This window comes from Anaeroplasma sp. (assembly GCF_034179385.1).
Taxonomy (GTDB): domain Bacteria; phylum Bacillota_I; class Bacilli_A; order Acholeplasmatales; family Anaeroplasmataceae; genus Anaeroplasma.
On record NZ_JAXFPY010000115.1, the window covers coordinates 23,734 to 38,173 of the forward strand.

Here is a 14,440-nt window from a genome sequence, read left to right on the forward strand (position 1 = left end):
TAAGCGTTATACCTATTCCATTTTTCCTGTTTTATCTGAGGATTCACAGTAATAATACTTATAATAAATTCCTGTCTTTTCATGATAGATCTCATTCGTATCATCCATAAGCTTATTAATTTCATCCTTATTCGTTGAATTTATTAATGCGATAGCACATCCACCAAAGCCAGCTCCAGTCATTCTTGCACCTAAAACGATTGGAGATTTTTGCAATTCCTCTGCAATCGTATCAAGATGTAATCCTGTAACCTCATAATCCTCCTTTAAGGACTTATGAGAGCCATTCAATAATAGACCTAAATCCTTAAGTCTTCCCTCCTGCATGGCCTTTGTTGCCTCCTCAACACGAATCTCCTCTCTTATTGCGTGACGAGCTCTTCTATATAGATTATCTGTCAATTTATCCTTAACAGAATCAAGTTCAGCCATCGTATATTCACATAGAGTGTTCTTACCATACTTCGCCTTTAATACCTTAAGTGCAGCCTCGCATTCAGCTCTTCTTTCATTGTATTTCGATTCACTTAAATTTCTTGGCTTGCAGGTATTGATGATAACTAAGGTAGCTCCATCAAGCTTAAAATCAAAATAGCTGTAATCTACTGTTGCGCAATCCAAAAGAATTACCTTATCCTTTTCGCTCATACCAATAGCGAACTGATCCATAATACCGCAGTTGACATGTGCATATTCTCTTTCTGCAGCTTGGCTCATCAATACACAGTCCAAATTAGATAATCCTAATTTATATTCATCGTTTACGATATGACTAATTAATAATTCTAAGGCTGCACTAGAGGATAACCCTGAAGATGCAGGTAGAGTTGATGTCATATATAAATCGAATCCATGATCGAATTTTGCACCCTTATATTTTGTTAAAACATAAAGGACACCCTTAATATATTTTGTGAAATCATCCGATTCACTATAGCCCTTTAAATCAAATTCATAAATTGCCTCATGATTAAAGCCTTCCGATACGCATCTACATAAAGAATCGCCTCTCCAAGTAATAGCCCCATATATACCTAAGCTTATTCCCATCGGCAATACCTTACCGCCATTATAATCTATATGCTCACCAATAATATTTACTCTTCCTGGTGAGAAATATAGCATATCAGGCATCGCCCCAAAGGCCTTTACATAGCCCTTAATTAGCTCATCTCTCATTTTATTCCTCCATAAAATATACCAATTTCTGTTATTTAAAATAACCATTGAAATTATATGAAATTTTAAATGTAAATTCAATTAAAATGACCTTTATTCAAAAAACTCGAAATGTTTACGAAAATCCACTGAAAATGACATTGAGAATACGGAGAAAATTTGCTGAAAATGAGTAAAATTAAGTTATTTTAATATCTTTGATATTATAAATAGAAAAATAGACTAAAAATAAAAGGAGCGAAAATATAGGAGTTATATAGATGCTTTGCATAGAAATATAACCATCTTTATAGCATAATATAGGTAGTATTTCACCTCCTATATTCTTTATCGCTTGAAAGCTTGTGGTAAGCATATTTTTTACTATGGATAAAAACAAAATAACCATAGGAGAAAAGATATTTGGTATCCATACAACAAGTACAATAGATAAGGCAAAATCAAAAAGCATAGCTGAAAAAATATAAATAATCGAAAGTAAGGCTTTCCTATCCATCTTGAAGGATGGATATAAAATTAAGGGTAATCCATAAAGTAAAACAAATTCAAATATCGAAAGTAATAAAAACAATATGCTTGCAGCAATAATTTTTGAAATACACAGCATACTTCTTTTCGTGTAGGATAAAAATAATGCATCAAAGGAATTCGATTGTAGCATATAAATTATCGATATTGTTGTAACTAAAATACCATTGAATATAGATAATACAAATAAGGATTGCATAAAATATTTTTCATGAAAGCTTGCTGGATTTATTTTATACAAATCCATATCAAAATTTGGATTTATAATGATGATGAATGCCAAAATCATAAATAAAATAGAGACGAAAAATATGATAACTGTACTCTTTTGAAATACATAATTCAAATATAGACTAATTAGATTCATCCATTTCCTTCCTTCTTTTCTTCTCATAGACCATTCCCTCCTTTACCTCAATTACAATTGGATTTAGCTCATTAAAATAGCTTTTATTATGCAAGGATATTAAAACTATTTTCTTTTCCTTTAATTTTTCTTTAATCGCCTCACGAAATACCTTTTTTGCATAATCATCTAAGCCATCGAGTGGCTCATCAAATAAATAGATATCTGCATCAAGGCTTAATATTTGCAATATACCAAGCTTTTGTAAATTACCTTTAGATAAATCCCCTATTCTCTTATTGGGGATTTGATAGGTTTTCATCAAATTTCCGTAGAGTTCGTTTTTATCCTTTCTATCATAGAAAATTTCATATAAATAATTTTTAACCTTCATAAGCTTAGGCATACTAAACTTATCCGGTAAATAGGATACAACACCATCCTTTATAATCTTTCCATCCGTCTTATAAATTATTCCTGCAACAAGCTTTAAAATGGTCGATTTACCACTTCCGTTTGCGCCCATAAGAATATAAAGATTCCCCTTTGTAAATTCTATATTCATATTAGAAAAAACAATATGATCCTTATATTTCTTTTCTAAGGAAACTAAATTAAGCATAGCTAATTCCTCCTTTTTCCATCATATTCTTATATTCATTAAAATCATACATATTCGTCATAAAATCAAAGGTATCGATATAATAGGTTTTTGTATCTACTGTGATTACTATATACCCCATTCGAATTAAGTTTATATTTCTATACCCTAAGGGGATAAATAATGTATTGGAGGATAGATGTATGATATTAGTTTCCTCTACATAGTTTGGATTATAGGAATCATATATTTTATTTAAATCACAAATATTATCTAATTTGGTATCAAATAATGCCTTAGATAATATGCCATAACAAGCATTTCCTATTCTTAAGCTACTCATATATTCATAATCATTAGTAAGTGTTATATTAATCCCAGATAGAATTAAGGATTGATTCATATAAGTATAGGTACCATAAAGATTCGATATCGATAATAAGGAATAGGATATGGGGTTTAATATGGAAAATGCTCCATATTTTAGGGTGAGAATAAATTTTTGATTCTTAATCTCTAAAATGGATTCCTTACTATAATATTCATCACTTGTCATCTTAGGCATTTTTGCATAAATCCTTATAATGGAATAATCCTTAAAATCAAAGGTATTACATCTAATAGAATCTAAAACAATCGATGTTTGATCAAGCTTTAAGGTATAAATATTTAATTCTGGATTTTTAATTAAGCTATTCTTATCAAAGGAATAAACATCAAAGGAGATTTCTCTTTCACTATCATAGATATATGCCTTCCCCTCTATGGGTGAATAATATTCATAGGAGGTTATCTTTTCCTTTGAATAAAAAATTAAAAAGATCGTAGATGCTATAAGCAATAGGAAGGTAATACATATTCCTTTTTTCATATACTTCTTTTCTCCATCTTTGAAAATTGACTCTTTAAGGTTACAAATTCAAATGCCCCAACATACCATCTATTCCACCAATAATAAACGGCACATACACCGTTCGTTAAGGTAATCTCCCCGGTTAAATAAACGATTAGCCTTGAGTTTGGCTCAACCGTAAGCTTCATCGTTCTTTTTTCCTTCACTGAAGTTGAGGTTGTTGTTGAGTAATCAACGGAGGCCTTAGCTGCACATTCAACCTTCACCTTTTTTATGGTGCTACCACCAGATGCCGATAAGGATTCGCTCGTTTGGAAGGATACCTTATTATTCGTTTCAATCGAATATTCCAAATTATATTCAATAGCTGTCTTCGATGTGTTTTCAACACTATATAAGGTATTGGATATATAGGATCCATCGACTGCCTTATTGTCTATAACAACAACAACATCCATCCAATAACCTCCTTCTGTTTTTCTTACTAATTCTAAATATTCCTCCTTTGTATAGTACCTAATGAGCTTCCCACTCGATAGCATAATCTCACTATAGGATAGGTAATCTGAGGATTCTGCCGCATGAGTATTGATACAAGAGCTAAAAAACAATGCTCCAAAAATAAGAAATAAAATAATTAATCTTTTTTTCATGTTCTTTTCCACCTTTCATATAATAAATAGTCAAAATCTTAAAAAAATTTTCACGTAAACTAAAAAAAGATGAAAAAAATAAAAAAGACCAAGATGGTCTTTATAGTTCGGAGTTATATATTTCTTCTATTGCATCGATAATCTCATCATTTTCTTCGATGATATAGGTATCTCCATCGACTGTGGATTCTACACGAAAGACAATTGCCTGATCCGGTTCTAAATCATCATATTTTTTTAAGGGCCTTAGGATTAAATAATTATAATCCTCATAGGTTAAATCCGCGATGATTTCAAACGTCATTTCTTTTCCATTTTCACCTGTGAATTTTATTGTTTCTATTTTTCCCATTCGAATTCTCCTTTTAGTTCTATTTCAATATCTTTATTTAAATAAGGATGATGGAACATAATCTTATAGCTTGAAAGAGCCATTATAGTACTACCATCCTCTATTCCATACATAGTATCTCCAAATATTGGATGTTTCATATAGGACGTATGTAATCTTATTTGATGTGTTCTACCTGTTTTTAAATGAAACATGAGGTAAGAAGCTCCATCTACTTCCTTAATTACCTTATAATAAGATATTGCTCTTTTACCTGTTGTAGATATAAATCTTTTATTGGAATTTATATCCTTTTCGATATAATTATCAATAATACCTTCCTTTATATCCCATAACCCGTGTGTTTTACAAATGTAAAATCTTTCCATTTTTTCATGGGTTGGCTGCATTAAATTTGCAGCAATCCTATTTTTAGCAATCATCATAAGCCCTGATGTTTCCTTATCTAATCGATTTAATATGGATATCGTTAATGGCTCATTCTTATTCTTTAGGTAATATAAAACCTCTTGATAGATACTTTTAGGCTCTGCCTTTGTTGGAATAGATAACAAATGTGCTCTTTTGTTGACAATTAAATAATTGGAATCCTCGTAATATATATCTAAGCTAGATTCATAAAGTGGCCATTCAATTTCCTTTTCGTTATCATAATCTATGGTAATCCTATCTCCTTTTTTTACCATAAGATAGGTTTTTGTTTCTATACCATTTACATATATCTTAAGATTTTTCGATTTTATACTTCTATATAATTTTTTGGTTGTATGAAGCTTAAGCTCCTCTGATAGACGGATATTGTCATTTTCAACTATATATTCTAATCTCATGTAGATATTTTACCACAAAATAAAATGGTTTCACTAAGAAACCAATTTTTTTATCAATCTTATAAATAAAAAAATAGAGAAATGGCATGAAACACATTTCTCTATTTTGTCATAAATCTTATCTTTCGCGGAATTGATTGATTTCCTTATCATAGATATAACCAGCACGAGCTAATATATCTATAATCTCATCCTTAGATTCATCTAAATCTTGACATAATTCATCGAAATTGGAATAAAAATCTCTAAGCTTCGTATTCACAATAGATAATAATAGAATTGGATTTTTAGGTAACATAGGCTACCCCATGAAAAAGAAAAACATAAGGAAATAGGAAGCAATTAAGCCTACGATAGCTAAGGATAAATACAAGAATGAGGACTTTGGCGTAACCCTTCTTGTCAAAATGAACATAATAATACCTATAAAAGGAGATACAAAGGATAATACAGCAGCAAAAACCGTAGGTCTATCCTTTACCTTAGGTAATTCATTTCTATTGAATGTAGCCTCATTCACAGGACTATCCTCTACTACTTCTCCTTGAACTTCTTTAACATCCTCCCATGAATAGCTATATTCATGAGTCTCATGTTCTGGATTTAATTGATTATGAATAGCCTCATTTAATAATTCCATATGATCATATAAATAATCATAGGCATTCTTCATTTTATTATATTTTTCACTATGATCCATATATTTTTCACTTAAGAATAAAAATCTTTCCTTAAGCTCTAATCTTGTTATCGTATGATCTGGAGTAAGCTCCATAATATGTAAGGCAGTAAGCACCTTTTTTTCCTCTATTGTCATAGTATCACTTCCTTCTTCTTTAAGATATAATAAAAATAACGCAGAATTATGTATAATTATTTCTTTTTATTAAAATAATCTACCACAAAGTCTCTAAGCTCATATTCATCCTTATTTCTTTTTGATTTTAAAAAGAGGAATTTTTCAAGATTTCTTGAATTCAATAAATAGGAATAGGAGGCTTTCGCCTCTTCCCTTATCTTTCCACCAACATAAATTACTCTTAGAGTCTCATATTCCTCTTTGCTTAATATTTCATCTAGAGGAATCGCCTCAAGTACACTTTTATAATTATAATAAAAGGCTTCATCGATAATCTTATATGGTATTCTATTTATGCCTCTTTTTACATCCGCATATTCCATTTTGGATTTTTTTAATATTTGAATAATTTTATTATAATTCATTTTACCCTTTTCTTTATATTCCTTATATAAGCTATAGAATAGATGCATAGAATCATCCTCGAGGTTTTCATGATTCAAATACTGTGCCATTTGAATCAAATTCGTATATTTTGTGAATTGATTTTCTACTCCATGGTATGCATCAAGCAGCCCTGGAATGCCCTTTAGCTTATATGCCTCAAGGTAATACCTATAATGAATTTCATCTAAAGTTTCCACTAGTGCTTGTCTTTCCTTAATCTCAGAATAAATGGTATAGGATAAATAATTTGAATATAATGCACCTAATTCATGAATTAAGACCCTAGCATAATTAAAATCAAAGGGAGATTTATGAAATAAAATATCTCGTTTTAAATAGAAATCATTTGGAGAATAATCGAGTGCATCAAGAAGATAATCCATTCCTTGATGATCAAGATGATTTAAAAATGCTTCTTCTGCTAAATCCTTTAATCTTTTCGCTTCATGAAATAAATAATCCGTTAAAGCATCTCTTACGACAAAGCCATAGGTTGTAATTTGACCATTATGAAGGATTCCTCTTGAATTTAGGGCAAGAATAATGGATTCCATTCTTCCATCACTAAAGGAAGAAACATAATCGACGAGATGGTATTTCTTCGCTTCTCTTTTTATATATTCTGTATTCACATAGGTAATATTTTCGAATATAGTTACCTTTAATATATCGAGTTCATCCTTTGTTAAGCCCTTTAGGATAGGATGCTCTAATTTTGATTTTTCTATTATCTTTGTAAATCCTTGAATTAAATCTCCTAAAACTAAGAAGGACAAATATACATGAATAGAATCCGATATTTTTTGTTCTACATTGAAAGGATTACCAAGGACAACCTCACCTGTAATTAAGCGATATAAATAGGGATTTGCTGCCTCTAAATCGGATAAATACTCTAAGGATTTCTCCTCTTCTAAATTTAAGTAGGCAACAAAGGCATATACAAGCTCCTTTGTACCTAGGATAATACCATTATCATTCAAAAATAAATTTAAGGCTTCCTTAGTATCTCCTAAGGATAGGTATAGAAACGCAAGGCTAGATTTAATATGGAAGATATCCGTTGGATTTAATTCTAAGATTTCATCACCAATCTTAACTGCATCTTCAAATAAATTATTTCCAACTAGGGAAATATAAAAGCTCCTTAAGCCTTTGATATAATTAAAGGTATCCTGATATTTAGAGAAATCAACGATATTGTTTTCATAATATTTTGGCTCTAAAAAATCATTTTTTAAAAGTCTATCATATTCTAGATTAAGTACCTCTTTATAGCGTTCTAATTCATATCCATCATTTTCAATAATGGATATTTTAGCTAAAAAGTTATCTGGGTTTATGATTAATGCATTGTTAAAATATTTATTTTTCGTCACCTTACTATGCATAGTAAGGCCTTTTTTTACATATTCCATAGAAAGCTCCATTATAGAGCCCATTCCCTCTAAATCAATAAAATCCGTGGCACTTTCTTTGGATATAATTAAATGGTTTAGCTTTAAAAAGCTTTCATATTTTTTTATTAATAATTTATCTTCCATAGGTGCCTCCTTTTTACTGATTTGTCTTATTATACCATTTTGATAGTGAAGAAACAAGAAAAGCACTCAAACGAGTGCTTATTCATCGACGGTTATATCTTTTATAATGAATTCATTACCTTGCTTAAGCCAAGTATTCTTTGAATTACAATATGGACAGGTCTTGCCATATTTTACGGTGCTATATTCCCCCTTACAATCCTCACAATATGTAATTGCCGGAATTTGTTCTACATCTAGGGTAGCGCCATATAATACTTCGGATTTATTCTTTACAGCCCAATTCCAGCAGTCAATTAATTGCTCCTTGATTACGGTAGATACCTCCCCTAAGGACAAGGTTACCTTAGAAACATGCTTAACGTTGTTTTCCTTTGCAACCTCTTCGACTCTTTTAATTACTGTAAAGGTAACGCCAAGCTCATGCATTATCTAGATTCCTTCTTTGCATCATGAACTCTCTTTTGGTAAGCCTTATATTCCTTCTCATATTTCTTTTGAGCCTCAGGCTTTACCTTAAATAAAATCTTGAATGCACGCTTTGCTGCATAAGGTAGGATATATTTGAATTTTTCATCTGTAGATCTCATATCCGATGCATGAGGATGATCTCTTACTAAGTGGATTGCATCAAATTCACATTTTGTTGTACATAAACCACAGCCAATGCACTTATTCGGATCTACTATAGAGGCACCACAGCCTAAGCATCTAGCGGTTTCAATCTTAACCTGCTCTTCCGTTAATGTACCAGAATAATCCTTGAAGGATAATGGCTTATAATCCTTAGATTGAGCTTCAACCTGACGCTTTGCTGTATCATATTCACCAAGTACGATATTTTCCTTATCTAATTCAATGAAGTCTCTTCTATTTCTACCGATAGTTAAGGATGCACCCTTATGAACAAATCTATGTAAGGATTCACTAGCATTCTTACCCTGAGCGATAGCATCAATAACAAACTTAGGACCTGTATAAACATCTCCACCAACGAAGATATCCTTCTCCTTAGTCTGATAGGTTAGTGGATCGGCAATAGGTCTATTACCTCTACCAAATTCAACCTTAGTACCCTTTAATAGATCGCCATAGATAACTTTTTGACCAATCGCAAAAATAACATGCTTACATTTAATTTCAATCGTTTCATTTTCATTGTATAAAGGACTAAATGCTTTCGTCTTAGGATCTATAGTTTGTGTACACTTCTTAAATACAATAGAGGATACATTACCATCCTTATCCTTAATAATTTCCTTTGGACCCCAAGCATTTAAGATTTCAATACCATCCTCTAGGGTTTCTTCAATTTCATCCTTAGATGCAGGCATTGCATCTCTTTCCTCTAAAGAAAGCATAGTGACCTTACCCGATGTGAATCTCTTTGCGGTTCTTGCAGCATCAACTGCAACATTACCACCACCAACAACAACACAATCAAAATCCCATTTTGTCGTATTGTTGAGTGTTGCATCATGCAAGAAATCAACTGCAGTTAATACACCCTTTGCATCTTCTCCTACAATTCCAGGTAGGTTACCACCCTGGCAACCAATAGCTAAATAGAAGGCCTGGAAGCCTTGATTCCTCAATTCCTCAATCGTAATATCCTTACCAACCTCAACGCCACATCTTATTTCAACGCCAAGCTCACGAATGATATCAATTTCAGCTTCGATGACATCCTTTTCAAGCTTATAGGATGGAATACCATAAAGCATCATTCCACCTGGCTTCTCGTTCTTTTCAAATACTACTGGCTTATAGCCCTTAATTGCTAAATAATATGCACAGGATAAGCCTGCAGGACCAGCACCAATAATGGCAATCTTTTGCTCCCAATGATCAATTTTAATTTGTCTTGCAGGGGATACTGCCATTTCAACCTTAGGGATATAGCGTGTCTTTGCATGTAAATCTCTTTCTGCAATAAATTTCTTAACTGCATCGATAGCGATTGCCTCATCTACTGTACCTCTAGTACATGCAGCCTCACAGCGCTTATTACAGATTCTGCCACAAACCGCAGGGAATGGATTTTCCTTCTTAATTAAAGCAAGTGCATCCTCATATCTTCCTTGAGCTGCCATCTTTAAATAGCCTTGAATCGCAATATGTGCAGGACATGCTGTCTTACAAGGTGCAGTACCTGTGTCATAACAATTGATTCGATTATGGTCTCTATAGTCCGGATCCCACTTATCTGGACCCCATTTATTCCAATCTGGAAGCTCTTGACGAGGATATACGATTTCACCTTGCTTCGTGCATAGCTTTTGGCCAAGCTTAACTGCACCTGTAGGACAATATTCTACGCACCTTCCGCAAGCAACACAGTTTTCCTTTGTAACTTGTGCGGTATATGCACTTCTTGATAGATTTGGAGTGTTAAATAATTGGGATGTTCTTAATGCATTACAAATATTTACATTACAATTACAAATACCAAAGATTTTATTCTCACCATCGATATTTGTAATTTGGTGAACGAAGCCCTGCTCCTCTGCCTTCTTTAATATAGCAATAGCCTCATCTGCAGTAATTGGGTGTCCCTTACCAGTTTCCCTACAATATCTCGCGAAATCACCAATACCAATGCACCAGCCCCATTCATCATCTGCACAGCCTTCGGGCTCTTCTTCTGTACCTAAAAGCTTTCTTGATGATCTACAGGAGCACTGTCCAACGCCAATTTCTCCATCGTATTTCTTTAGCCAATAGGATAATTTTTCAATATCTAAGGCCTCATTGTTCATAGAAATGGCTTCCTCAACTGGAATGACATGCATACCAACACCAGAACCACCCTCAGGTACCATTTGGGTAATGCCTGCAAGTGGAATATAGGTCATTCTTTCAAAGAAATTACCTACTGCAGGGTGCTCATCAAGTCTTGGGTTTTTACAATCCGGAGTTTCTTCCATATTAAACATCTCTGCAGAGCCTGGTACGAATAAGGTTAGAATATATCTTACATCCTTATCCATTGGAGCAGTTCTACCATTGTGATCAAAATGGTAACCCCAATCGAGCTCTAAGAGTCCAATATATGCCATTTCATCTAAAACCTTTTGAAAATGCTCAGGATCTTTAGCATTATCTGGACATAGTTTTGTCATTTCTTGGAAGGTATAAGGCTTTCTTATTTTCATTTTTAGTGCTATATCGCACATTTCATCTGTTAATATTTCTGCAAGACCCCAATACTCTGGATCCTTTGATGAAACACCATGAAGCTTATGATCTAAAACATCGGTAATCTTTTTGCCTAACTTAATAATCTTTTCTCTTGGTGCTTTTTCTCCTTCAAACTTGCTCCTAGAACCAGGATAGGTTGGTACTACATCATACTTTCCTATTTTTTTGCCCATAAAAATTCCCCTTTTCTCCTTTTATTTTTCCATTCTTCTTACGAATTCATTTGCTAAAATATCAATACCTTCATCCTTAAGTGCAGAAACTTTAAAAATTTTTGCATTAGGATTCCTTTTTAAAATAACCCTACTGCATTCCTCAATATTAAAATCGAATATAGGTAATGTATCGATTTTATTGATGAGGACAAAATCAGCAACCTGAAACATAAGTGGATACTTCACTGGCTTATCATCGCCCTCTGGAACGGATAATATAACCATATTTAGGTGTGCTCCTGTATCAAATTCAGCAGGACAAACCAGGTTTCCAATGTTTTCTAAGAAGCATAAATCAATCCCCTCAATACCCATTTTCTCCATACCCTGTCTTGTCATATCTGAATCAAGATGACACATTCCACCCGTATGTAGCTGAATTACTCTTGCCTTTGTCTCGCTTTTTATTCTTTTGGCATCAAAATCCGAATCAATATCCGCTTCCATTACAGCAATATTATATCGATCCTCTAATTTTTTTATTAAGGAAATAAGCGTAGTTGTCTTCCCCGCCCCAGGAGATGACATCACATTCACAAAAAATAATTTCTTTTTCTTTAGCTCATCCCTAAGCAAAGAAGCTCTTTCGTTATTGTTATCGAAAATACTTTCCTTAACAAGCAATATATCTATGTCATTCATAAAAATAGTACCTCATATTTTCATTCTAACATTTATTTTTAATAAATGGAAGCCAAAAAAAGTAAACAAAAGAGTGAATTTTTTAAACATAAAAACAAAATATACAATAACAACACTCATGCCCAAAAAAGGAGCAAATTATTGCTCCATTTGCTCATTTTCTAAAGCTTGATCTTCTTTAATTAAGCCCTTCTTCTTATAAAGGAAATCAATGAAATCCTTCTTTGGTAAAGGCTTTGAAAAATAATATCCTTGAATATAATCACATAAAGATGTTTCAAACATATTTAAAATATCTTCATTTTCAACGCCCTCAATAACAACTTTCTTCTTCAAATCCTTAATGAGCTTCAAAGAATGAGAAAACATTACCTGAATCTCAGGATTATCACTCAAAGTTAGAGATCTATCAAGCTTAATTGCATCTACAGGCATTTGAGTAACATGATCTAAATTCGAATATCCCTTTCCATAATCATCTAAGGAGAAGCTAAAGCCTAATTCCTTTAGAACCTTTATATTATCTTCCATCATCTTATGAGAATATGCATCTTTACTTTCGGTAATATCTAAATTGATTGCGCTAGGAGATATACCATATCTTTTAACTGCATCCATAATATGGATTGGTAAATCCTCATGCATACACTGTACGGTAGATAGATTAATTTCTATTTTCTCAAGACCTAACGTTTTAAAATCATCTGATGCAATAAATTCACATACCTTATCGAATACAATATCACCAATCTTATGAATCGTACCATTTCTTTCTGCCTCAGGAATGAAATCCTTAGGCTCTATTTCACCATATTTATCATCATATAATCTTAAAAGTGCCTCAGCACGAGTAAAGCTTTCCTCCTTAACCGAATAAATAGGCTGAAAATATACCTCAAATTTTTTATCCATTAAGCCTTTCTTAATAATAGAGGACATATTCATACGAACCTCAAAGTCTCTTCTATTTGGCATCTTAGATAACTCTAATACAGAATCTAGGACACTAGGAATATGAACAAAATTTTCAACGAAGTTAATTGCTGTTTCCGTATTACTTATATCCTCTGGGCAATGTACTAGGGCTACATTAGAATATAAATCAACAATACCAAAATCCGTCTTAATTGGTACATTTAATCTTCTTCTTACGGTCATAGCATAGGATTCAGAATTATCCTTCTTTAAATCTTTTAATGCAATCGCATATTCACCTACACCTAAATAATAGAAATCACCCTTAAGTGAAAAATCCTTTGCGGTAGATTTTAATAAATCACCAATACTCTTTCTTAAGGAGATTTGCTTGCCATAATTCATTTTAGAAGTTAACCTTACATCATTTACAATTTTAACAAAAACTAAGGAAATCACCTTTTTCGTTCTTGCAGCCTTATAAGAATCCTCTTGGAAGGCTGTAAATTTTTTAAGGCCTATTTCAGGCTCATAGATTTCTTCAGGACGTTCAAGTATATTCATTAAAATTAAGCTAAAAAATGCAGTTGCAAAGATTTCAATTAACCAATTCATACGAAAGGCTTGAAATAATAGAACAATAATCAATATAGGATATACCTGTATAATAGCAAATTTCTTTACTCGATTAAAGAATTCTCGATAAATAATAAAATAGATTAATGCAATTAAGAAATAAACGAATGTACAAATATACATAATACCATAATCGATGAGCATACCTCTTATATATTTACCATCACTTACATCAAATACCCAATGTGTCCAGTAATTTGAAATTAAAAGTCCAATAACTAGAATAGATGGTATGAATAATAATAGAATTCTCCATGGACCATTCTTATATTTATGCCAATTATCTGTTAAAGAAATCATGTATAAGCAAAAACTTAAGGCAATAAGAGTTCTTGTTGCAAAATATATAACATTAAAAATATATACTACTAAGGAATTTAAACTACTGTTAATAGATAATATATCTGCAATACCAGATATTAAGCCAAAGAGTAGCATAGCCAAAAAGAATTTCCCTCTTGAGGTAATTATGCTTTTTCTATAAATTACTGTAAAAATCATTCCTAAGAATAATGCGATTGCACAGAAATCTAAATAAATAAAATATTCTCCGATCATACGATTCTCACCCTTTTCATAATTATAGTTATTATACCATTAATAAAAAGCGCTTTCAATTCTTTCTGAAAATACATGTTATAACAAAAGTGAAAACTAAATAAATTTATTTTTCACCTATGAGGCCTAATGGCCTCTTTT

At 32.1% G+C, this 14,440-nt stretch carries 14 protein-coding genes; all 14 read right to left on the reverse strand.

Features of this window, described 5'->3' with window-relative positions; all coding sequences use genetic code 11:
- Positions 1–12 precede the first annotated feature (12 nt).
- Positions 13–1,179, reverse strand: a complete 1,167-nt coding sequence (locus tag SPJ17_RS07640) for a galactokinase (RefSeq protein WP_321094386.1) — start codon at positions 1,177–1,179, stop codon at positions 13–15.
- A gap of 178 nt (positions 1,180–1,357) precedes the next feature.
- Positions 1,358–2,101: a hypothetical protein gene (locus SPJ17_RS07645; RefSeq protein ID WP_321094389.1), complete on the reverse strand. Its 744-nt coding sequence runs from the start codon at positions 2,099–2,101 to the stop codon at positions 1,358–1,360.
- Entirely contained in the window at positions 2,061–2,675 is a 615-nt protein-coding gene (locus SPJ17_RS07650) for an ATP-binding cassette domain-containing protein (protein ID WP_321094392.1), read from the reverse strand. Before SPJ17_RS07650 ends, SPJ17_RS07645 begins: the two co-directional genes overlap by 41 nt.
- Positions 2,668–3,525: a hypothetical protein gene (locus tag SPJ17_RS07655; RefSeq protein WP_321094395.1), complete on the reverse strand. Its 858-nt coding sequence runs from the start codon at positions 3,523–3,525 to the stop codon at positions 2,668–2,670. Before SPJ17_RS07655 ends, SPJ17_RS07650 begins: the two co-directional genes overlap by 8 nt.
- Positions 3,522–4,160, reverse strand: a complete 639-nt coding sequence (locus SPJ17_RS07660) for a hypothetical protein (protein ID WP_321094397.1) — start codon at positions 4,158–4,160, stop codon at positions 3,522–3,524. Before SPJ17_RS07660 ends, SPJ17_RS07655 begins: the two co-directional genes overlap by 4 nt.
- Positions 4,161–4,260: 100 nt before the next feature.
- The gene (locus SPJ17_RS07665; RefSeq protein ID WP_321094400.1) at positions 4,261–4,512 is read right to left on the reverse strand and encodes a DUF1292 domain-containing protein; all 252 of its coding nucleotides are present in this window, start codon (positions 4,510–4,512) and stop codon (positions 4,261–4,263) included.
- A complete protein-coding gene (locus SPJ17_RS07670; RefSeq protein ID WP_321094403.1) occupies positions 4,500–5,342 on the reverse strand; it encodes an RluA family pseudouridine synthase in 843 nt (280 codons plus the stop codon). The genes SPJ17_RS07665 and SPJ17_RS07670 overlap by 13 nt, the downstream gene beginning before the upstream one ends.
- 118 nt (positions 5,343–5,460) lie before the next feature.
- Positions 5,461–5,640, reverse strand: a complete 180-nt coding sequence (locus SPJ17_RS07675) for a DUF4250 domain-containing protein (RefSeq protein ID WP_321094406.1) — start codon at positions 5,638–5,640, stop codon at positions 5,461–5,463.
- A 3-nt stretch (positions 5,641–5,643) separates the two neighbouring features.
- Positions 5,644–6,159 (reverse strand): hypothetical protein, encoded by a 516-nt coding sequence (locus SPJ17_RS07680; protein WP_321094410.1) that lies wholly within the window; start codon positions 6,157–6,159, stop codon positions 5,644–5,646.
- A 56-nt stretch (positions 6,160–6,215) separates the two neighbouring features.
- The gene (locus tag SPJ17_RS07685) at positions 6,216–8,132 is read right to left on the reverse strand and encodes a hypothetical protein (RefSeq protein ID WP_321094413.1); all 1,917 of its coding nucleotides are present in this window, start codon (positions 8,130–8,132) and stop codon (positions 6,216–6,218) included.
- Positions 8,133–8,210: 78 nt separating this feature from the next.
- On the reverse strand, positions 8,211–8,561 hold the full coding sequence (locus SPJ17_RS07690; protein WP_321094415.1) for a hydrogenase maturation nickel metallochaperone HypA: 351 nt from the start codon (positions 8,559–8,561) through the stop codon (positions 8,211–8,213).
- Positions 8,561–11,506, reverse strand: a complete 2,946-nt coding sequence (locus SPJ17_RS07695; RefSeq protein WP_321094417.1) for an FAD-dependent oxidoreductase — start codon at positions 11,504–11,506, stop codon at positions 8,561–8,563. The genes SPJ17_RS07690 and SPJ17_RS07695 overlap by 1 nt, the downstream gene beginning before the upstream one ends.
- A gap of 21 nt (positions 11,507–11,527) precedes the next feature.
- The gene (hypB, locus tag SPJ17_RS07700) at positions 11,528–12,190 is read right to left on the reverse strand and encodes a hydrogenase nickel incorporation protein HypB (RefSeq protein WP_321094420.1); all 663 of its coding nucleotides are present in this window, start codon (positions 12,188–12,190) and stop codon (positions 11,528–11,530) included.
- A 138-nt stretch (positions 12,191–12,328) separates the two neighbouring features.
- The gene (locus tag SPJ17_RS07705; RefSeq protein WP_321094422.1) at positions 12,329–14,299 is read right to left on the reverse strand and encodes an EAL domain-containing protein; all 1,971 of its coding nucleotides are present in this window, start codon (positions 14,297–14,299) and stop codon (positions 12,329–12,331) included.
- Between the last annotated feature and the right edge of the window lie 141 nt (positions 14,300–14,440).

Excerpts from the sequence above, each read along its gene's own strand:
- SPJ17_RS07640 (WP_321094386.1), bottom strand. The coding sequence starts at position 1,179 with ATGAGAGATGAGCTAATTAAGGGCTATGTAAAGGCCTTTGGGGCGATG.
- SPJ17_RS07645 (WP_321094389.1), bottom strand. The coding sequence starts at position 2,101 with ATGAGAAGAAAAGAAGGAAGGAAATGGATGAATCTAATTAGTCTATAT.
- SPJ17_RS07650 (WP_321094392.1), bottom strand. The coding sequence starts at position 2,675 with ATGCTTAATTTAGTTTCCTTAGAAAAGAAATATAAGGATCATATTGTT.
- SPJ17_RS07655 (WP_321094395.1), bottom strand. The coding sequence starts at position 3,525 with ATGAAAAAAGGAATATGTATTACCTTCCTATTGCTTATAGCATCTACG.
- SPJ17_RS07660 (WP_321094397.1), bottom strand. The coding sequence starts at position 4,160 with ATGAAAAAAAGATTAATTATTTTATTTCTTATTTTTGGAGCATTGTTT.
- SPJ17_RS07665 (WP_321094400.1), bottom strand. The coding sequence starts at position 4,512 with ATGGGAAAAATAGAAACAATAAAATTCACAGGTGAAAATGGAAAAGAA.
- SPJ17_RS07670 (WP_321094403.1), bottom strand. The coding sequence starts at position 5,342 with ATGAGATTAGAATATATAGTTGAAAATGACAATATCCGTCTATCAGAG.
- SPJ17_RS07675 (WP_321094406.1), bottom strand. The coding sequence starts at position 5,640 with ATGTTACCTAAAAATCCAATTCTATTATTATCTATTGTGAATACGAAG.
- SPJ17_RS07680 (WP_321094410.1), bottom strand. The coding sequence starts at position 6,159 with ATGACAATAGAGGAAAAAAAGGTGCTTACTGCCTTACATATTATGGAG.
- SPJ17_RS07685 (WP_321094413.1), bottom strand. The coding sequence starts at position 8,132 with ATGGAAGATAAATTATTAATAAAAAAATATGAAAGCTTTTTAAAGCTA.
- SPJ17_RS07690 (WP_321094415.1), bottom strand. The coding sequence starts at position 8,561 with ATGCATGAGCTTGGCGTTACCTTTACAGTAATTAAAAGAGTCGAAGAG.
- SPJ17_RS07695 (WP_321094417.1), bottom strand. The coding sequence starts at position 11,506 with ATGGGCAAAAAAATAGGAAAGTATGATGTAGTACCAACCTATCCTGGT.
- hypB (WP_321094420.1), bottom strand. The coding sequence starts at position 12,190 with ATGAATGACATAGATATATTGCTTGTTAAGGAAAGTATTTTCGATAAC.
- SPJ17_RS07705 (WP_321094422.1), bottom strand. The coding sequence starts at position 14,299 with ATGATCGGAGAATATTTTATTTATTTAGATTTCTGTGCAATCGCATTA.